Origin of the sequence: Paenibacillus sp. Y412MC10 (assembly GCF_000024685.1) — a bacterium.
In the GTDB taxonomy this organism is placed as follows: domain Bacteria; phylum Bacillota; class Bacilli; order Paenibacillales; family Paenibacillaceae; genus Paenibacillus_AQ; species Paenibacillus_AQ lautus_A.
Genome location: NC_013406.1, coordinates 6405001 through 6423807 on the forward strand (window position 1 = coordinate 6405001; position 18807 = coordinate 6423807).

The following is an 18807-nucleotide window of genomic DNA, read 5'->3' on the forward strand; positions in this document are numbered from 1 at the left end:
ATTTGCGGAAACTTCCCGTTACGCGCATATTTGGAGAGTTCTTTCTGCGGGGCAAACCGGGCATACATGCGAAATACCGTTTTATACCGGTTGGCGATCGCCTGCCTGATATTTTGGTCCAATCGTTGGTCGCTCAAATCCAGCAGCATTTCATCCAGTTCTTTTCGCAGTACATAATCAAGCTCTTTGCACTCTTTCTCATTGAATAGCATTCCCAGCATGATAGGACCTCCTTATATATTTAAGCGAACATGTCACGTCTCTTCAATCGGATTAAAGCTGCACTTGCCTATGTAATGGTGATTAACCGTTTTGGCGGGATCTCTAAACCGAATGTAAGCTGTCTGCACATCATGATGAACGCCCTGTCCACGCAGCTCTCTCTTTGCTCTGCCAAGCTGCTTTATTAGGTATGCACAATTTCCGGGAAAATTATGACATCAGCCACAACGTAATTGTACTTTCGATCATAGCGGCCACGAGCAACAGCACGACAACCCATAAGGAAGCAGTACCCAGCTTCCGCCAAAAGCCGCGCCACTCCGCGCCTATCCCGCTTCTGCGTTCCCCTGTTGCCACAACGCTTCTCAATACCAGCCCGCCAAAAGCCAGGCCGTACCCGCAGGCAATCACAATAACCGGTATCTCAATGATGCCATGAGGCAGCAGCCCCTTCACGATCAGGTCGAACAGACTCTCTCCGCTCTCCCCCACGACTTTCACCAGGAAACCAATCACCATGCCGTTAACGACCAGGAAGAAAAATGGAATCACTCCCAGCAGCAAGCCCGAAAACATAACCAGCACGCTTTTAATGCTGTTGTTCAGAAAGATGAAAACAAAAAAGTTCCATTCCGGATGATCGGAGGAACCTAGCTGCTGGCTAATCTCCCCCAGCCCTTGAAGCTGACCCAGAAGGAATTGTTCAAATCCCTCTGAGCTTGCTCCCGCTGCGATTCCGGCTATGAATAGAACGGCCGCCAAGAGCAATGCCTTCCGGATGGATCTTAAATCTCTAAGAAAAATGCTAAAACGTAACATTCGAGAACCTCCTAAATTGGTATAACTCGCAAGTACGAGCATATGTTGAAAGTAAACAAGCTATTGCACACTGAAGGGAGAGGGGCGCACGTATTATGAATTCTTTTTATGTATTCAACGGCAGAAAGATTAAGCGGTTTTTCTTCGTTCTTGCCGCGGCGATCTTTGCAATCGGCGTTATTTATGTGGAGAGTGACAACATCTCGGTCTTCTCCGAGGACAACCCGTCAGCGATTTACAGCGTGTCTACGGACAAGAAACAGATTGCGTTGACCTTTGACATCAGCTGGGGCGAAAAACGCGCAGAGCCCATTTTACAGGCTTTAAAGGACAATGGAGTTCAAAAGGCAACCTTCTTCCTGTCTGCGCCATGGAGCAAAACGCATCCCGATATCGTGAATGCCATCAAGGAAAGCGGATATGAAATCGGGAGCCACGGCTTCAAGCACGATAATTACAGCACGCTCACCGACGAGGAAATACGCAAGCAGATTTCTTCGGCACACACTATTTTAACCGCAATGACCGGACAAGAACCCAAATTGATACGGATGCCGAACGGGGATTTTGACAAAAGAGTCCTCAGCATCGCCCAAAGCCTGAACTACACGGTGATCCAGTGGGATACCGACTCCAGGGATTGGAAGAACATCGGCGTCGAGAAAATCGTCGATCGCGTCGTCTCCAAAGCCCATCCGGGAGATATCGTGCTGATGCACGCCAGCGATTCGGTGAAGCAAACCCATGAAGCGCTGCCTCTCATCATCAAGGAACTTCGCAATCAAGGCTACGAGTTCGTCACGGTCACCGATCTGCTTCAACAGGGCAGCACCCAAGGCACCGAGGTCCGCGATCACGCTTCATTGCAGAAGAGCATCGAAGACGCAGGCGGGCTATGACTCATGAAGACCCTTAACATTAAATAATGCTTAACAAAAAAAGAGCTAAGGCGTTAGCTCTTTTTTTCGTCTTGTGTAACTTTATGAAGCGTCAGAATCTGGTATGCATTACAGATCAGCAACGGTACAACCATAAAAATCGTGGCGTTGCTCACTCCGATTTGCAGCACGCCGATAATCTCTACGATGGAAATGGCCATCATGAAGAACAGCGTCGGGATCCATGCGTTGGCATTTGTGCTCTTTACTTTGAGGTAAGCAACGACAATGGCAATGACCAGTATGGAGATACCCAAAATCAAATCCTGCTGCAGGCTGGTGGATCCGCCGACAAACGTACGGAAGAACATCAGCTCCAGCAATGCCAGTACAGCCAACACAATCTGAATGTATTGCCAAGTCTTTCTTCGGAATATGCCAATCCCCATATAATTTAACGTCAGGTATGCAAAAAAGCCCATCTGGGAGTATACGCTCACCAGCGCCCCAGAGCCTAACAAAATCAGCGGGTATATCAATAAATCGGCCATTCCCGTGAACTCGATAGCGCCATTAAACAACTGCAGGATCAGACCTACGATCAATGCCGCCACTGCCCCGACGAGCAGCGTTTTCAAAAACAATTTGGACCACTTACGTAAGCTCAACTAACTTCCACCCCCACAGATCATTATTTTACCAACGTTCACAATAAAAAACCATTCTGAATCCGACATATTTCTGCAAATCCATCGCATACTATGCGAAGACCCGTAAGAAAAATGACAATCAACTTACTTTCACGAAAAGACAGACCGCATGCAGAAGGATTTTTCTTACGAAAAAAGGAGGACAACGGTAATGAAGTGGCCGTTATTTCGTTTATGTATTATCGTCTTCGTTGCTGCCATGGTGCTTACCGCTTGTGGCGTAGAACAAAGCTCGTCCCCGCAGCTTGGCTATAAAGAAATCAAGTCTATGGTGGTCGACATTCTGAAAACCGACGAAGGCAAAAAAGCGGTGGAAGAAGCGCTAGGCGGCGGATCCGGCGGTTCCTCAGGCAGCGGAGGCTCAATGGGAATGCGGATGATGTCCGCCCAATCTGGCGATCAAATTCGGATGGCTGTTAAGGATACGCTGGTATCGGATGAATATAAGAAGGAAATTGAGAAGATCATGACCGATCCGCAATTCGCCGGCGATTTTGCCAAAGCCATTAATTCCGAGAGCAAGCAGCTGCATATGCAGCTGATCAAGGACCCTACGTATCAAAAGGCTATTCAGGATATGTTAAAATCACCGGATGTGATGAAATCGTTTCTTGAATTGACCAATACGCCGGACTACCGCAAACAGTCCATGACCGTGATGCAGGAAGCTATGCAAAATCCGCTGTTCCGCATGGAGGTTCTGGAACTGCTCAAAACGGTCGTGAAAGATGAACTTCAGCCTAAAGTGGAAAAGAAAAAACAAGGCGAGGAAAAAGGCCAAGAAGAGCAAGGCGGCGGTGAAGGCGGCAGTGAAAGCGGCGGCGGTGAGGAAGGCGGCGGCGATGGCGGCGGCGGTTAAAGCATCCATTCCGAAAAATAGAACAAGCTCCCTGCAGAGGGAGCTTGTTTCGTCATATTATGACTGGTCTTAAACGGATCCTTCAAGCTTAGCCGCGATTCGTGAGGCGATCTCTTCGTAAATCGCTGCGCTCTCGGTCCCCGGTTTATAAACCGATGGCGAGAAATCCGGCTCCGAAGGGTGATTATCCGGGGCCCCCAACGGAAGCTGCGCGAGAAGCTCCGTATGAAGCGTCTCGGCAAGCTTGCCTCCGCCTCCACGACCGAACACATAATCCTTCTCTCCGCCATGGGAGCAGACATAATAGGACATGTTCTCGACGACGCCCAGAATTTCATGATCGGTCTGCAAGGCCATCGCACCCGCTCTGGCGGCAACAAACGCCGCCGTAGCATGCGGGGTGGTTACGATGATCTCTTTGCTCTGCGGAATCATCTGATGCACGTCCAGCGCCACGTCACCGGTTCCTGGCGGCAGATCAAGCAGCATGTAGTCCAAATCCCCCCAAGCGACATCGGTGAAAAATTGACGCAGCATTTTGCCAAGCATCGGTCCGCGCCAAATCACCGGACTGTTCTCACGGATGAAGAAGCCCATCGACATGACCTTGACGCCAAAGCGCTCAACCGGGTGAATGACGCCGTCTTCGGTTACGGAGGGCCCTTCCTCAATACCCATCATGTCCGGCACGCTGAATCCGTAAATATCCGCGTCGATCAGACCGACCCTCTTCCCTTGCCGGGCCAAAGCCGCGGCTAAATTCACCGTAACGGTGGATTTGCCGACGCCGCCTTTGCCGCTTGCGATCGCAATGAAATGAACGCCGGATTGTTCGCTTAGAAGCGTATTCTGCTCCATGCCGGCAGCATGCCCTTTTGTCAGCTTGTCGCGATCGTTGGCTTCCTCGCGGTTCGCTTGGTTTGAGGCATTGTCCAGGGGACGCATGCGGATATGAATATCCTCTGCCCCCATCGCCTCCAGAATTTCTCTGATCTGCGCTTCCAGGGAAGCGCGTACATCTTCGCTGCTGTACGTCACGGATAGTCGAACCGTGCGTTCCTTGACTACAATATCTCGAATACGCTGGAGCTCCATCAGGCTCTTCCCGGTTTCGGGATCACGTAAAGGCTGGAGTATCTCCTGTACCGTTTCTCTAGTCAGCATATAAGCACCTCTGCTCTATGTAATGGAATAGACAATGTTTCGATATTCGTGTCTATTATACCATTACTCTGCAGCTTGTGACGACTCGCTGGTGGACTCTCCGGAGGTATACCGCAAAATGCCGTTATACACGGAAGCTGCGACCTTCCTCTGGTATTTCTCGTCCCGAAGCAATTCGGATTCCTGCGGATGGGACAAGAAACCGACCTCGACCAGGGCGGATGGCATGCGCAGGGCTCGGAGCAAATATATCTTGTCGTCCGTTTTGGCCAGACGCTGCGTATTCTCCAGGTTATGCCTAATTTCAGCTTGGATCAATTCGGCAAGTTTCTTGCTGTCCTCGTTATTCGGCGGGAAAAAGGTCTGCGCGCCTCTCCACCGATTGGACGGAATGCTGTTCAGATGCATGCTGATAAACAGGTCGGCCTTGCTGTCCTCAATCATCCGCACGCGTTGTTTGAGATCTTCCGTTTTCCGCTTGGAATATCCCTTGGTGCTTTCCGCCGCCAGGTCGTAGTCTCCTTCTCTTGTCATAATGACAAGCGCGCCTGCCTGCTGCAAGTAATCACGTAGATACAAGGTGATGGCCAGGTTTACATCCTTCTCTATGACGCCTTGGCGGCTTACTGCTCCCCCGTCTGGCCCGCCATGGCCTGCATCAAGGGCAATGACTTTGCCGGCAAGCGGTAGGCTCCAGGTATTGGACGTTTTGGCAGAGGGGATTTCGTACGTCACTACGATAATGAGCAGTGCCAGTAGTACGGCACCAATCAGGGTTTGTTTGATTCTCTTCAACGATATCCATACCGTAACCTTGTCCGTTCTCCGCCTGGACATAACAAAACCACCTCGTCCCATGAGTTGTTCTACTCCATCATATGGGACAAGGCGGTTATTTATGCCTTCGTTATACCGTGATCTGCTCTTTCATGCCTTCGATCAGTACTTGCGCAACTTCCGGGCGCGTAAATTCCGGCGGCGGGCACTGCCCCTCGCGAAGCAAGCCGCGAACCTTCGTTCCCGACAAGGTCAGATGGTCCTCCTTAGGATGCGGGCATGTTTTGCTCGAGGCCATGTTTCCGCATGTTGTGCAGAAGAAGCTGTGCTCGAAGAACAGCGGGGTAATGCCTAGCTCTTCCGCAGTGAAATTCTTGAAAATTTCCTGTGCCTCATAAGTGCCGTAGTAGTCGCCGACTCCGGCGTGATCCCGGCCCACGATAAAATGAGTGCATCCATAATTTTTACGAACCATGGCATGGAATATGGCTTCCCTTGGGCCTGCATAACGCATGGCAGCCGGAAATACGCCCAGGAAGGTACGATCCGCGGGGTAATAGTTCTCCAGCAAGGTCAGGTAGCTCTTCATCCGCACGTTGGCAGGAACGTCATCCGATTTGGTCTCTCCCACGAGCGGATTGAGGAATAGCGCATCTACGATTTCCATTGCGCTTTTCTGAATGTACTCATGTGCACGGTGGACCGGATTTCGGGTCTGAAAGCCGACAACCGTATTCCAGCCCTTGGCTTTAAAATGTGCGCGTGTTTCTGCCGGATCAAAATAAAACTCGCCAAACCGTTCCGGTTGCGGACGATTCAATACTTGAATCGGACCTCCAACATACGTCGCAGGTCGTTCCAAAAGCTTTTTCACGCCTGGATGCTCCGGATCATCGGTCTTGAATACTTGTACAGCCTCGACTTGCTGATCGACCTGGTAGACACTCTCGACATCGATGACGCCATAAACGACGCCATCTTCTTCTCCTACAAGCGCCGCCTTCTCGCCGACTACGAGCTTCGCCGCCGTGTCTTCATCTACGGCCAGCGTGACCGGTATGCTCCACACCGTTCCGTCAGATAAACGCATATTGGAAACGACGGATTTGTAGTCCTGCTCGTTCAGAAATCCCTGCAATGGCGAAAATGCTCCGACCCCGATTAGATCCAAGTCCGAAATGCTCCAGGCGTTTACAGGGATCTTATGAAAGGTGTCAACCTGCTTCAACAAAGCTTCACGTTCTTCTCCTTGGGCTACCCGCTGTACCAGCGTACCGCCATGAGGGAGTATGGCTGTCATGAATAATTCCTCCTTCTTATGCTGCAACTGTGATAAGGCAAGTGGTTCTTATCTGTTTATTTATGAAGCCCGCACTCCGTCTTCTCATGCCCGGACCAGCGTCCTGCACGTGGATCTTCTCCCGGCATGACCTGCCGCGTGCAGTATTCGCAGCCAATGCTCGGATAATTCTGATCATGCAGCGGGTTGTAGATGATCTCGTTCGTGCGGATGTAATTCCACACATCCTCACTCGTCCAGCCCGCGATCGGATTGAACTTCACCAAACCAAACTTGGTATCATATTCAATCTTCTTCGAGTTCGCCCGGGTAGGGGCTTGATCTCTTCGTATGCCTGTGATCCAAGCCTCGTATTGAGACAGAATCCGGGTCAACGGCTCTACCTTGCGGATGTTGCAGCATTCGTTCGGGCTGACGCTCCATAATGCTTCGCCATGCTGAGCCGCTTGCTCTTCCGGCGTGATGAGCGGAGATACGCGCACAAATTCCAGGCCATAGCGTTCTGCCATACGATCCCGCGTTTCGTATGTCTCCTTGAAATGAAAGTCGGTATCCAGATAAAAAATATCCGTCGACGGACTGATCTTCTGAATCATATCGACCAATACCACATCTTCTGCTCCAAAGCTGCAAGCAAACGTTATGTTAGGAAACGTCTTGATTGCAAATTCGATGACTTCCTCAGCCGATGCGTGCTCAAGCTCTTCAGCTTGCACTCTGATCAGATCTTCTTTCTCCAGCAAATTCATGATTGGATGCCTCCCCCATTTTCATTAATCCCGATAATCCTACTGAAATAATATGAATTAAATACAGTATAAAACATTCCTAATAAATGTCAACCATCAAATCGTTACCATAAAAAACGAAAAAACCCTTCCTGCGCAAGCAGAAAGGGTCTTCTTTCTCTTCGATTTCCAAACATTTTGACAAATGCCAATCTTAGTCTGTAGTTGCCACCGATACCTCTTTAGCTCTAGTACCAGCGCCAGCACTTTTCCCTTCCGAGTCCTCGGATTTGGGAGCGGATGCCTGATTCGTCGTTCGCAGCGGAATCTCCTTTAAGAAGAATACGAGCAGCAACGCGACTACGAGGACTAACGTACCTGTGAGGAACACCATGGACAATGTATTTCCAAGTGCATCGCGGATACTGTCGATCATTTGCGCGAACAAAGGCTGTACATCAGCAGGAAGACTTGCCTGCGTTTGCTCGATCAGCGGTTTATTCATCAGTGTCTGCGGATTAGCGAAGGACAACATCTGCTGGGCTAGCTGCGGATCCACCGAGCTAAAATCCGGTGCATTAGTCGACTGAAGTGCTTCCTTCAAATTCTTCGTCAGATTGTTCGACATAACCGTTCCCATAACCGCAATCCCGATTGTACCGCCGAGATTACGGAACAATTGAGATGAAGCCGTTGCTACACCGAGCTCATTGTGGGGTACGGCATTCTGCGTAGCCAGCGAGAATACCGGCATACCCAAACCAAGACCGATACCGAAAATAATGGTACTAACGACAGTAAGCCAAATGTTGTCCATAAACACCATAATGCCCATACCGACCATCATAATTGGAACTCCAAGAAGTGCGTACCGTTTGTACTTTCCGCTCTTAGCAATGAGTTGACCTGCTATAGCACTCGTACCCATCATGAAAATCGACATGGGTATGGTTACATAACCCGCATAGGTTGGTGAGATGCCAAGCACACCTTGAACATAGAAGGAAATATAAATCATGGCACCCATCAAACCAAAGTTCATAAAAAATCCAATCAGATTAGAAACCGTAACGACACTATTTTTGAACAAACTAAGTGGCAATACCGGTTCCTTCGCCTTCATCTCTACCAAGATAAAGATTAAAGCTGATACGACTGAAGCTGCGATGAGACCAATAATCTGAGGTGATCCCCAAGCATATTCCGTACCTGCCCAAGAAAAGGCCAGCAGTAAAGGAACGATGGACGTTGTAAGGAACAGGGAGCCCAGATAGTCAATGGATTGGCCAGGTTTGCGTTCAACCTTCGGAAACAACGTCCATATCATAATAAAGGCTACTACACCCAGCGGCAGGAAGATCCAGAATAACCAACGCCATTCGATGTTATCGACCAGGTATCCGCCTAGCGTAGGGCCAAGGACACTGGAAAAACCGAATACCGCGGTCATCAGTCCCATCCATTTGCCGCGTTCGCGCGGCGGGAATAAGTCCCCGACCGACATAAATGCCGTTGACTGGATAATGCCGGCACCGATACCTTGAATACCGCGATAAATGATAAACTGATACACGTCTGTTGAAGTACCCGTCAGGAAAGCTCCTAACATGAAAAATAATATACCTATCAAGATAAACGGCTTACGTCCGAACATATCGGACAGCTTGCCAACCAGTATGGTAGCGATCGTTGATGTTAACAAATAAATGTTGATGGTCCATGTGTAATAATCCATGCCATCAAGAATGGCGATAATCCGCGGCATCGCGGTGCTTGTTATCGTCTGGTTAATGGCTGCGAAGAACATCGCAGCCATGATCGCGATCATAATCGAAACTTTACGTTTAAGCGTTAAATGCTCCATGCTCCACCTCTACCCGTTGTGATTGTCTTTATCTATGTTTGACAGCATCAAGGAGAAGATTCTTCTTAAATGCTGAATGTCTTCCTCAGAGAGGAAGTCAAAAAATCCCTGGATCATTTCTTTTTGATCCTTCTTCACTTTCTTAATGATCTCAAGCCCCGGTTCCAAGAGCGTGATGTTGACAACTCTGCGGTCATCCTCGGCGCGTTCTTTCTGCAGATATCCTTCTGCAACCAATTTATCCGTCAGTCCGGTTATAGCCGGCGGCGTCAAAGACAAAACTTCAGCAAGCTCCGAGACCTTAAGAGGTCCTCTCATCTTTAATACATACAGCACCTGAAATTGAGGGAAACTTAAATTGTATTTCCCGGCGCTCGACTTGTTCCATTCTTGAGAAATGTTCTTCAGCAGCGCCCGAAACATCGACGACACCTTAAAAATCTCTTCATTGCGATCCAACCATATCACCCCTTACTGCTCCTAGAAATTACTTATCTAATTAATGATTAAATATTAATTATTTAAGTGCTTAATTAATTTGCAATTAATAATATATCTCTATTTACATATGAAGTCAAGTGGTTAACGATGTCAGATGATCATGCTCGGAAGCCAGCTTCATTCTTTCTATCCTCAACCTGTGCACATGATGTGAACAACATGCCCCAAAACACGCGAACGTATTCCAAATGTGCTCACCATGATGTGCATATCTTTGTGGACAACCTGACTACAAACGTCTTGTCCACTTAATATTCAGTAGACAGACTTCGTGCAGAGGACGGTGTATTGCGATAACCGGGAGACCTATGCTTCGAGAATTATGCTTTCAGACACCACAAAAAAGCCCTTGACCGTAATGGCCAAGGGCTTGGTAAATCGAATATTAACGTTTGGAGAACTGAGGCGCGCGACGAGCTGCTTTAAGACCGTATTTCTTACGTTCTTTCATACGAGGGTCGCGAGTCAGGAATCCAGCTCTTTTCAGAGAAGGACGGAATTCAGGATCTGCTTTCAGAAGAGCACGGGAGATACCGTGACGGATTGCTCCAGCTTGACCGGAGATGCCGCCACCGTGAGCGATGACAAGCACGTCATATTTGCCCAGTGTTTCTGTCAGATTCAAAGGTTGTTTAACGATCAGTTTGAGTGTTTCCAAACCGAAATATTCATTGATATCACGTTTATTGATGACAATGCGTCCTTCACCCGGTACGAGGCGTACACGTGCTACCGAGTGTTTACGACGACCTGTCCCATAGTATTGTACTTGTGCCATGAAACTGTCCTCCTTTTTAATTAACCGCGAAGTTCGTAAACTTCTGGTTTTTGTGCTTCATGTGGATGTGCCGTGCCTGCGTATGCTTTCAGTCTCAGCTTCATTTTCTCGCCCATGCGAGTTTTAGGAAGCATGCCGTGAACCGCGCTTTCGATTACACGCTCTGGGAATTTAGCAATCAGGTCTTGAGCTGAAGTTACTTTCAATCCACCTGGATGCAGGGAGTGACGATAATATTTCTTGTTCTCCATCTTTTTGCCAGTGAGGTGGATTTTCTCGGCGTTGATAACAACCACGAAATCCCCTGTGTCAACATGTGGAGTGAATTGAGGCTTATGTTTGCCGCGGATCAGAGCCGCAACTTCACTTGCCAAACGGCCAAGCGTTTTGCCTTCGGCATCAACGATGTACCATTTGCGCTCAACTTCATTTGGCTTCGCCATATAGGTGGTACGCATGTATAGTTCCTCCTTGTATTCGTCCGAAAATCATCATTAATTTTCATCATTTATCTTCGTTCATGTGTAAAGCATTTTCATGGTGATGCTGTCTTGCTATTGGCATTCTCTTAACCGGGGCTGTGGGAGAGCCGTTAAGAAAACACAACTTATATAATACAGGATTACACCCACTTCCGCAAGTGTTTTTTGCTTTTCTACCTTACACCATGCGGTTTGATTCAAACAAGCCGCCAAACGCATCCCGAACGCTTTCCGGTTCTTTGGGGAACAGCCGTCTGCGTGATACGTATCGCATCAGTCATTGCGGCTTCTCTTGGCTGGCGATATCGTAATCCACTTCCCATAACATCAAACCCTTGCCCATCGCTGTGGGACCGGCTGCTGCCCGATTTTGGGCTTCCAATATGACCTTCATATCATCCGGATGGCGCTTGCCTTCCCCTACTTCAATCAACGTTCCCATAATGATCCGGACCATGTGCTGCAGAAACCCGTTCCCGGATACATACGTATGAATGATTCCTTGATCTCTGGTGCCCGGACGGCACATGGATGTATCCTTCTCGATCCAAGCATCAAAAATCGTACGGACATGGGACGGCTTCGTCGACTTTCGTGACGCAAACGTCGTAAAGTCGTGCGTTCCGATCAGATGAGAAAGTCCCTGCTCCATCGCTGCGATATCCAGCTTTCCATGATGATGGATCTGGTACCGCCGGTTGAATAGATCCGGATATTGATTCGCATTGATGGTAAAACGATAGGTTTTGCGTTTCGCTGCATGGCGTGAATGGAATTCCATCGGTACCTCCATTGCATCCGAAACCACGATATCTTCCGGCAGCCAAGTGTTTAATGCCATGCACCAACGCTCCACGGGAATGGGGGAAGCCGTGTAAAAATTAAATACCTGGGCACGGGCATGCACCCCGGCATCTGTCCGGCCGGAAGCCGTAATCTTGAGCTGCTCTCCGGACAAGCGGCGAATGGCTTCCTCCAAATAGTCCTGAATCGTGTGGCCACCGGGCTGGGTCTGAAAGCCGTTATAATCGGTACCGTCGTAACTGACCTTCATCAGAAGATTACGCATTGCTTGCCTCCTGCGTGCTTTCATCGAATGACTCCGCAACGAAACTTGCGATATAGAATCTCATTAACCTCGCTGATAACTCATAGGTTCTATATCTATCAAAAAAAGAGCCCCATAGGAGCTCCTTTTCATCATGTGAAGCCGAACCCTTCGAGTCAGCCACATGACTAGAAGGTCCCCGTTATCGTAGCCCATGGAGTAGTCGAGACGAGTCGAACCAAATGATCGACTATATCTCGCACCACTTCCCGTTCATGGCTCCTAGAATAAACATCTGAAGAGCCGGGCATACATAACTTCAGTCACTTCAATGGAACAAAACGAAATTACGCGCGATCTACCAGTTCCAAATAAACCATTGGAGCTGCGTCACCACGACGAGGACCCAGTTTCAGGATACGCGTGTATCCGCCTGGACGCTCTACGTAGCGAGGAGCGATTTCGGAGAACAATTTTTGGATTGCATCTTGTTCACCGTCAACCGTTTCACGACGCACGAATGCAGCTACTTGACGACGAGCGTGCAGATCACCTTTTTTTGCTTTTGTGATCAGTCTCTCAGCGATCGAACGAACTTCTTTCGCTTTGGCTTCAGTCGTTTGAATACGCTCATATAAGAAAAGGTCGGTTACCAGGTCACGGAACAACGCTTTACGCGCACTGGAATCGCGGCCCAACTTTTGGTATGCCATGTGTTTTTCCCTCCTTTGCTAAGCTAAGCCGAATCTGCTATTCTTCCGTACGAAGTCCCAGGCCCAACTCTTCGAGCTTCTCTTGAACTTCCTCCAAGGATTTGCGTCCGAGGTTCCGGACTTTCATCATATCCTCTTCGGTTTTCGTAGTCAGCTCTTGTACCGTATTAATGCCGGCACGTTTCAAGCAGTTGTAGGAACGAACGGAAAGATCCAGCTCTTCGATCGTCATTTCAAGCACTTTTTCTTTCTTGTCTTCTTCTTTCTCGACCATGATCTCCGCATCCTTCGCTTCGTCGGTCAGACCCACGAAGAGGAACAGATGCTCAGTCAAGATTTTCGCGCCGAGACTAACGGCTTCTTCTGGGCGGATGCTGCCATCCGTCCAAATTTCGAGCGTCAGTTTGTCGTAGTTGGTTACTTGGCCAACACGCGTATTTTCCACGCCGTAGTTAACACGGCTAATCGGAGTGTAGATCGAATCGACGGGAATGACGCCGATAGGCTGGTCATCGCGTTTGTTCCGATCCGCCTGGACATAGCCACGACCGCGACTGGCAAAAATACGCATATGAAGTCTTGCACCAGGGCCCAGCGTCGCAATATGAAGATCCGGATTCAGAATCTCCACATCACTATCCGCACGGATGTCACCAGCAGTAACAACCCCTTCACCCTCCGCATCAATCTCGAACACTTTCTCTTCATCGGAATGAATTTTCAGAGACAAAGCTTTCAGGTTCAGGATGACCTCGGTCACGTCTTCCATGACACCCGGAATCGTGGAGAATTCATGAAGCACGCCATCGATTTGAATCGATGTGACGGCTGCACCCGGGAGTGAGGATAACAAGATGCGGCGAAGCGAGTTCCCCAGCGTCGTGCCATATCCTCTCTCTAGAGGCTCAACAACGAATTTCCCATAGGTTCCTTCTTCATTGACATCAACGGTCTCAATTTTCGGCTTTTCGATTTCAATCACGCAAGTACCCCTCCTTCAAACGTCGCTCCTATATGAAACTGTCATCTTATCCAGTAATCCATGTAGTAGTATGCCTAAACAACCATTATTAGCAGATTGCAACGGATTTATACCACATTAACAGGATGACTTCATTATACGCGACGACGTTTTGGTGGGCGGCATCCGTTATGTGGAATTGGTGTTACGTCTTTGATCAGGTTAACTTCGAGACCTGCTGCTTGCAGGGAACGAATTGCTGCTTCACGACCAGCACCAGGACCTTTAACCATGACTTCCACCGCTTTCATACCGTGTTCCATAGCCGCTTTGGCAGCTGTTTCAGCAGCCATTTGCGCAGCGAACGGGGTCGACTTACGGGAACCTTTAAATCCAAGGCCGCCGGAGCTTGCCCAAGAAATCGCGTTTCCGTGAGGATCCGTAATCGTTACGATTGTATTGTTGAACGTGGAGCGGATATGAGCCACGCCACTTTCAATATTTTTGCGGTCACGACGTTTAGTACGTACGACTTTTTTTGGTTTAGCCATTGTCTATTATCCCCCTTTCTTATTTCTTCTTGTTCGCTACGGTACGACGAGGACCTTTACGTGTACGAGCATTCGTTTTAGTACGTTGACCACGAACAGGCAATCCACGACGGTGACGAATACCGCGGTAGCAGCCGATCTCCGTGAGACGTTTAATATTTAAGGAAATTTCACGACGCAGGTCACCTTCTACCTTAACCATACCATCGATCGTTTCGCGCAATTTGCTGACTTCATCTTCTGTCAAATCACGGACACGAGTGTCTGCATTGATTCCAGTTTCTTTCAATACTTTCTGGGAAGTCGTTTTACCGATTCCGAAAATGTAAGTCAAGGCGATCTCAACGCGTTTGTCACGTGGCAAATCCACACCAGCTATACGAGCCATTTTACGCTACACCCCCTTCTTTAACCTTGTTTTTGTTTGTGTTTCGGATTTTCACAGATAACCATTACGTTCCCTTTGCGGCGAATGACTTTGCATTTTTCGCAAATAGGCTTTACAGAAGGTCTTACCTTCATGCTAATTACCTCCTCCAAGTTTTACGTTGTAAAACCAGCTTCGAAACTAAAGTAGTTTGTTACCGCTGCTGAGTTTTACGTCAGTAAAACCGCTTCGCAGCTTTCCTTGATTCCCCGGGGGGAACCTTGAATCTATTTACGGTACGTGATACGACCCTTGGTTAAATCGTACGGCGAGAGTTGAACAACCACTTTGTCTCCTGTAAGGATACGGATAAAGTGCATCCGCAGCTTTCCGGAAACATGAGCGAGAATCTGGTGACCATTCTCCAGCTCGACTTTAAAGGTAGCATTCGGCAACGGCTCGATGACCGTTCCTTCGACTTCAATGACATCTTCTTTAGCCACAGTTAGTCTCCTTTCTGATCTGCCTTGGATTTATCGGATACAAATTGGCCAAGTGCGAAACGCAGTTTACCGTTTGTAACCCGACCGCTTTCTTGCAAACTGTTTACCACTTCACTGCTAATGTAGGATTGAGGTTCAAGATGAAGAACATTCTTCTTCTTGGCCCCGTCAAACTTGCGTTTGTCCCCATCCGCGATCCACACGAACCTGCTGTCCTCAATCGAAACGATAACGGCATACTGTCCGGCATCTCTGCCCTTCAGTATCTTAACAATCTGACCGGGTTGTAGCGTGATTTCATGATTCAATGTCATCACCCTATTCCGGCAGCTTCGTCAAAATTTCCATGCCATCCGGCGTGACTGCTACCGTATGCTCGAAGTGAGCACATAGTGAGCCGTCAACCGTTACAACCGTCCAGTTGTCTTCCAGCGTCTTGACATGCCGTTTCCCGGCATTGACCATCGGCTCAATCGCGAGCACCATGCCCGGTTTGAGTCTTGGTCCGCGGTCAGGGATGCCATAGTTCGGAATTTGCGGATCCTCATGCAGATCGGTACCCACGCCATGACCAACGTACTCCCGGACGACAGAGAAACCTGCATCCTCGATATGACGCTGAATGGCATGAGAGATTGTAAACAAGCGGACATCGGGTTTGACTAGCGCAAGTCCAGCATAGAGCGATCCTTCCGTAACGTCCAGCAAACGCTGGGCCTCTTCGGAAATTTCTCCTACAGCGTAGGTCCATGCCGAGTCACCATGGTAACCCTGGTATTGCGCGCCGATATCAAACGTAACGATATCGCCCTCGATCAATTTGCGTTTGCCTGGAAATCCATGCACCAATTCTTCGTTGACTGATGCGCAAATGCTGGAAGGAAATCCGTTGTAGCCTTTAAAAGATGGCACAGCGCCTTGGCTTCGAATGAACTTGTCGGCCATCAGGTCCAGTTCCCCGGTCGTAATGCCCGGTTCAACATGAGCGGCAAGGAGTTTGTGGCATTCCGCCACGATCCTTCCTGCTTCTCTCATCAAGCTCAGTTCCGTTTCGGATTTACAAATGATCATTATACTTAACCTCTCAGTATAGACGCAATTTGTGATGAAACCGCGTCGATTTCCTGATCACCATCGATTTGACGCAAAAGACCTTTGTTCTCATAAAACGTGAGGAGTGGTGCTGTTTTGTTGATATATTCGTCTAAACGAATGCCGACGCTCTCTTCGTTATCATCGGAGCGCTGGTACAATTCGCCGCCGCATTTATCACAAATGCCTTCCTGTTTAGGAGGATTAAAGATCACATGATAAGTCGAACCGCAGTTTTTGCAAATCCGGCGGCCGGTTAGGCGGGCCAGAAGCTTTTCCCGATCCACTTTCAGGTTGATGACGTGATCGAGACCAGTATTCAAGCGGGCGAGAATGTCATCCAGCGCTTCCGCTTGCGAAAGGGTTCTTGGAAAGCCGTCCAATAAAAAACCTTTTTCGCAATCGGACTGCTGCAGACGCTCTTCCACAATACCAATCGTTACGTCATCGGGTACCAGCAGACCCTGATCCATGAATTCCTTCGCTTTGATCCCGATGGGAGTTCCTTGTTTAATCGCGAGACGAAATGCATCGCCCGTAGAAATATGAGGAATACCGAATTCATTCACGATGTTTTCTGCTTGCGTTCCTTTTCCTGCCCCAGGAGGACCCATGAATAAGATGTTCACCTTACGTCACTCCCTCCCCTTGATTGACTAGCAAGAACAACACAATAGGCGCCGGGAAGCGATACAGACCACTCGCCGGAACCTATCGCCTATTTATTGATGAAACCTTTGTAATGACGTTTGATCAGTTGGCTTTCGATCTGCTTCATCGTATCCAGTGCAACACCGACGACGATCAAGAGGGACGTACCACCAATCTGAACCGTACGAGGAAGACCTGCAAGTGATCCGAAGAACACCGGAAGTACGGAGATCACGGCCAGGAACAGAGCTCCTGTCATGGTCAAACGGGTCATAACCCGTGTCAGATACTTCTCGGTAGCTTTACCAGGACGAATGCCCGGCACATAGCCGCCGTTCTTCTTCATATTATCAGCCATTTGGTTCGGATTCATCTGCACGAAGGTGTAGAAGAACGTGAAACCAATGATCATGAGTACATACAGTACCATTCCAAGCGGGCTGTCATAAGCCAGGTTCGCCGTAATCCATTTCGCCCAATTCTGGTGAGCCCAGAAGCTGGCCAGGATAACCGGGAACTGCAGCAATGACATCGCAAAGATTACCGGAATAACGCCTGCTCCGTTAATCTTGAGCGGAATGTGTGTGTTCTGTCCGCCGTACATTTTGTTTCCTACAACACGCTTCGCGTATTGAACCGGAATTTTACGGATACCTTGCTGAATGAATACAACACCGGTAATGATCAGAACCAAAATCAGGAGGATGATGACACCCTTCAGAATGTTCATGAAGACCTGACCATCCTGAATGAAGTTCGATTCAATCGTTGTCCGAATGTGCATCGGAATACCAGCAGCGATACCTGCAAAGATAATGATCGAAATACCGTTACCGATTCCGCGTTCCGTAATCTGTTCCCCGAGCCACATCAAGAATGATGTACCTGCAGTAAGAACGATCGCGATCACGACGAAGTCGATAAAGGTTGCTCCAGGAACCATTTCGGCGCCATACAAGCGGTTAAACCCGATGGACATACCGAACGCCTGAATCAGACCCAGTATTACCGTACCATAACGAGTAATTTGAGCCAACTGCTTCTTCCCGTGTTCCCCTTGTTTGTTCCATTCCGCGAACTTTGGAATGACGTCCATCGACAGCAACTGCACGATAATGGACGAAGTAATATATGGAAATATCGAAAGGGCGAAGATCGAAAACTGCGATAACGCGCCCCCCGAGAACGTGTTAAGAAGACCGAACAACTCATTGCCTGCCTGATTCGTCTGGGTAAAGACATCCTTGTTAACACCGGGAACCGGTACAAAGGATCCGATACGGAAGATGATCAGAACGAATAAGGTGAACAAAATACGCTTGCGAAGGTCCTCGACACGCCATATATTTTTCAGGGTCTTAAACATTAGATCACCTCGGTTTTACCGCCGGCAGCCTCGATCTTCTCTACCGCAGATTGAGAAAACTTATTAGCTTTTACAGTCAAAGAAACGGTAACTTCACCGTTGCCAAGAATTTTGATTCCGCTCTTTGTATTGTTAACAATACCGCTCTCAACCAAAACTTCTGGAGTCACTTCAGTACCTGCTGCAAAGCTGTTAAGTTCTTCGATGTTCACAATCGCGTACTCTTTCCGAGTTGGGTTTACGAAACCGCGCTTCGGAAGACGACGATACAATGGGTTCTGTCCACCTTCGAAGCCTGGACGTACACCACCGCCGGAACGAGAGTTTTGTCCTTTGTGACCGCGACCCGACGTTTTACCCGTACCGCTACTAGTACCGCGTCCAACGCGCTTGCGCTCTTTGCGGGATCCAGGTGCTGGGCTCAGCTCATGTAACTTCATCGTTCGTTGCACCTCCTTAATATGTCCGGGGAT

The 18807-nt window shown here is 48.7% G+C and carries 25 protein-coding genes (1 of these 25 only partly in view); 2 read left to right on the top strand and 23 right to left on the bottom strand.

Features of this window, described 5'->3' with window-relative positions; all coding sequences use genetic code 11:
- Both GYMC10_RS28320 and GYMC10_RS28325 read right to left on the bottom strand, forming a co-directional pair.
- Positions 1–221 carry the 5' portion of a hypothetical protein gene (locus GYMC10_RS28320; protein ID WP_009592811.1) on the bottom strand. 10 nt of this gene lie to the left of the window's left edge, so the window shows 221 of its 231 coding nt (coding positions 1–221); its start codon is at positions 219–221; the stop codon falls past the left edge of the window.
- 211 nt (positions 222–432) lie between these two features.
- Positions 433–1041 carry a stage II sporulation protein M gene (locus tag GYMC10_RS28325; protein ID WP_009589220.1) on the bottom strand — a complete coding sequence of 203 codons (609 nt, stop codon included), beginning with the start codon at positions 1039–1041 and terminating at the stop codon, positions 433–435.
- 95 nt (positions 1042–1136) lie between these two features.
- Here GYMC10_RS28325 and pdaB point away from each other — a divergent pair, with 95 nt between their 5' ends.
- Positions 1137–1940: a polysaccharide deacetylase family sporulation protein PdaB gene (gene pdaB, locus GYMC10_RS28330; protein WP_009589226.1), complete on the top strand. Its 804-nt coding sequence runs from the start codon at positions 1137–1139 to the stop codon at positions 1938–1940.
- Between the two features lie 53 nt (positions 1941–1993).
- Here the strand turns inward: pdaB and GYMC10_RS28335 are convergent, their stop codons facing one another.
- Positions 1994–2587, bottom strand: coding sequence for a KinB-signaling pathway activation protein (locus GYMC10_RS28335; RefSeq protein WP_015737612.1), 594 nt, complete (start codon positions 2585–2587; stop codon positions 1994–1996).
- 193 nt (positions 2588–2780) lie between these two features.
- On the opposite strand from GYMC10_RS28335, the gene gerD reads away from it, so the two are divergent.
- Positions 2781–3488, top strand: coding sequence for a spore germination lipoprotein GerD (gene gerD, locus GYMC10_RS28340; protein ID WP_015737613.1), 708 nt, complete (start codon positions 2781–2783; stop codon positions 3486–3488).
- 69 nt (positions 3489–3557) lie between these two features.
- Here the strand turns inward: gerD and GYMC10_RS28345 are convergent, their stop codons facing one another.
- The 20 genes from GYMC10_RS28345 to rplO form a co-directional block, all read right to left on the bottom strand.
- The gene (locus tag GYMC10_RS28345) at positions 3558–4652 is read right to left on the bottom strand and encodes an Mrp/NBP35 family ATP-binding protein (protein WP_015737614.1); all 1095 of its coding nucleotides are present in this window, start codon (positions 4650–4652) and stop codon (positions 3558–3560) included.
- A 63-nt stretch (positions 4653–4715) separates the two neighbouring features.
- Positions 4716–5489, bottom strand: coding sequence for an N-acetylmuramoyl-L-alanine amidase CwlD (cwlD, locus tag GYMC10_RS28350; protein WP_015737615.1), 774 nt, complete (start codon positions 5487–5489; stop codon positions 4716–4718).
- 70 nt (positions 5490–5559) lie between these two features.
- Complete coding sequence (gene sat / locus GYMC10_RS28355) at positions 5560–6729, bottom strand: sulfate adenylyltransferase (protein WP_015737616.1); 1170 nt, start codon at positions 6727–6729, stop codon at positions 5560–5562.
- A 56-nt stretch (positions 6730–6785) separates the two neighbouring features.
- A complete protein-coding gene (locus GYMC10_RS28360; RefSeq protein ID WP_015737617.1) occupies positions 6786–7478 on the bottom strand; it encodes a phosphoadenylyl-sulfate reductase in 693 nt (230 codons plus the stop codon).
- A gap of 193 nt (positions 7479–7671) precedes the next feature.
- Positions 7672–9321 carry an MDR family MFS transporter gene (locus tag GYMC10_RS28365; RefSeq protein WP_015737618.1) on the bottom strand — a complete coding sequence of 550 codons (1650 nt, stop codon included), beginning with the start codon at positions 9319–9321 and terminating at the stop codon, positions 7672–7674.
- Between the two features lie 9 nt (positions 9322–9330).
- Complete coding sequence (locus tag GYMC10_RS28370; protein ID WP_041622270.1) at positions 9331–9780, bottom strand: MarR family winged helix-turn-helix transcriptional regulator; 450 nt, start codon at positions 9778–9780, stop codon at positions 9331–9333.
- 427 nt (positions 9781–10207) lie between these two features.
- Positions 10208–10600, bottom strand: coding sequence for a 30S ribosomal protein S9 (rpsI, locus tag GYMC10_RS28375; protein ID WP_006212891.1), 393 nt, complete (start codon positions 10598–10600; stop codon positions 10208–10210).
- Positions 10601–10620: 20 nt separating this feature from the next.
- Positions 10621–11058 carry a 50S ribosomal protein L13 gene (gene rplM, locus GYMC10_RS28380; protein ID WP_009589234.1) on the bottom strand — a complete coding sequence of 146 codons (438 nt, stop codon included), beginning with the start codon at positions 11056–11058 and terminating at the stop codon, positions 10621–10623.
- A 301-nt stretch (positions 11059–11359) separates the two neighbouring features.
- A complete protein-coding gene (gene truA / locus GYMC10_RS28385) occupies positions 11360–12151 on the bottom strand; it encodes a tRNA pseudouridine(38-40) synthase TruA (RefSeq protein WP_009589202.1) in 792 nt (263 codons plus the stop codon).
- A gap of 326 nt (positions 12152–12477) precedes the next feature.
- On the bottom strand, positions 12478–12843 hold the full coding sequence (gene rplQ / locus GYMC10_RS28390) for a 50S ribosomal protein L17 (protein WP_009589203.1): 366 nt from the start codon (positions 12841–12843) through the stop codon (positions 12478–12480).
- 37 nt (positions 12844–12880) lie between these two features.
- A complete protein-coding gene (locus GYMC10_RS28395; RefSeq protein WP_006212895.1) occupies positions 12881–13825 on the bottom strand; it encodes a DNA-directed RNA polymerase subunit alpha in 945 nt (314 codons plus the stop codon).
- 134 nt (positions 13826–13959) lie between these two features.
- Positions 13960–14355, bottom strand: coding sequence for a 30S ribosomal protein S11 (rpsK, locus tag GYMC10_RS28400; protein WP_009589209.1), 396 nt, complete (start codon positions 14353–14355; stop codon positions 13960–13962).
- A gap of 19 nt (positions 14356–14374) precedes the next feature.
- Positions 14375–14743 carry a 30S ribosomal protein S13 gene (rpsM, locus tag GYMC10_RS28405; RefSeq protein ID WP_006212897.1) on the bottom strand — a complete coding sequence of 123 codons (369 nt, stop codon included), beginning with the start codon at positions 14741–14743 and terminating at the stop codon, positions 14375–14377.
- 20 nt (positions 14744–14763) lie between these two features.
- On the bottom strand, positions 14764–14877 hold the full coding sequence (gene rpmJ, locus GYMC10_RS28410; protein ID WP_003333770.1) for a 50S ribosomal protein L36: 114 nt from the start codon (positions 14875–14877) through the stop codon (positions 14764–14766).
- Between the two features lie 132 nt (positions 14878–15009).
- Positions 15010–15225: a translation initiation factor IF-1 gene (gene infA, locus GYMC10_RS28415; protein WP_006212898.1), complete on the bottom strand. Its 216-nt coding sequence runs from the start codon at positions 15223–15225 to the stop codon at positions 15010–15012.
- Between the two features lie 2 nt (positions 15226–15227).
- Positions 15228–15539 (bottom strand): KOW domain-containing RNA-binding protein, encoded by a 312-nt coding sequence (locus tag GYMC10_RS28420; protein ID WP_015737620.1) that lies wholly within the window; start codon positions 15537–15539, stop codon positions 15228–15230.
- A 4-nt stretch (positions 15540–15543) separates the two neighbouring features.
- Positions 15544–16296, bottom strand: coding sequence for a type I methionyl aminopeptidase (gene map, locus GYMC10_RS28425; RefSeq protein WP_015737621.1), 753 nt, complete (start codon positions 16294–16296; stop codon positions 15544–15546).
- 5 nt (positions 16297–16301) lie between these two features.
- Positions 16302–16946 carry an adenylate kinase gene (locus GYMC10_RS28430; RefSeq protein WP_009589204.1) on the bottom strand — a complete coding sequence of 215 codons (645 nt, stop codon included), beginning with the start codon at positions 16944–16946 and terminating at the stop codon, positions 16302–16304.
- 89 nt (positions 16947–17035) lie between these two features.
- Entirely contained in the window at positions 17036–18334 is a 1299-nt protein-coding gene (gene secY / locus GYMC10_RS28435; protein ID WP_009589213.1) for a preprotein translocase subunit SecY, read from the bottom strand.
- A complete protein-coding gene (gene rplO, locus GYMC10_RS28440; RefSeq protein WP_006212903.1) occupies positions 18334–18774 on the bottom strand; it encodes a 50S ribosomal protein L15 in 441 nt (146 codons plus the stop codon). Before rplO ends, secY begins: the two co-directional genes overlap by 1 nt.
- Between the last annotated feature and the right edge of the window lie 33 nt (positions 18775–18807).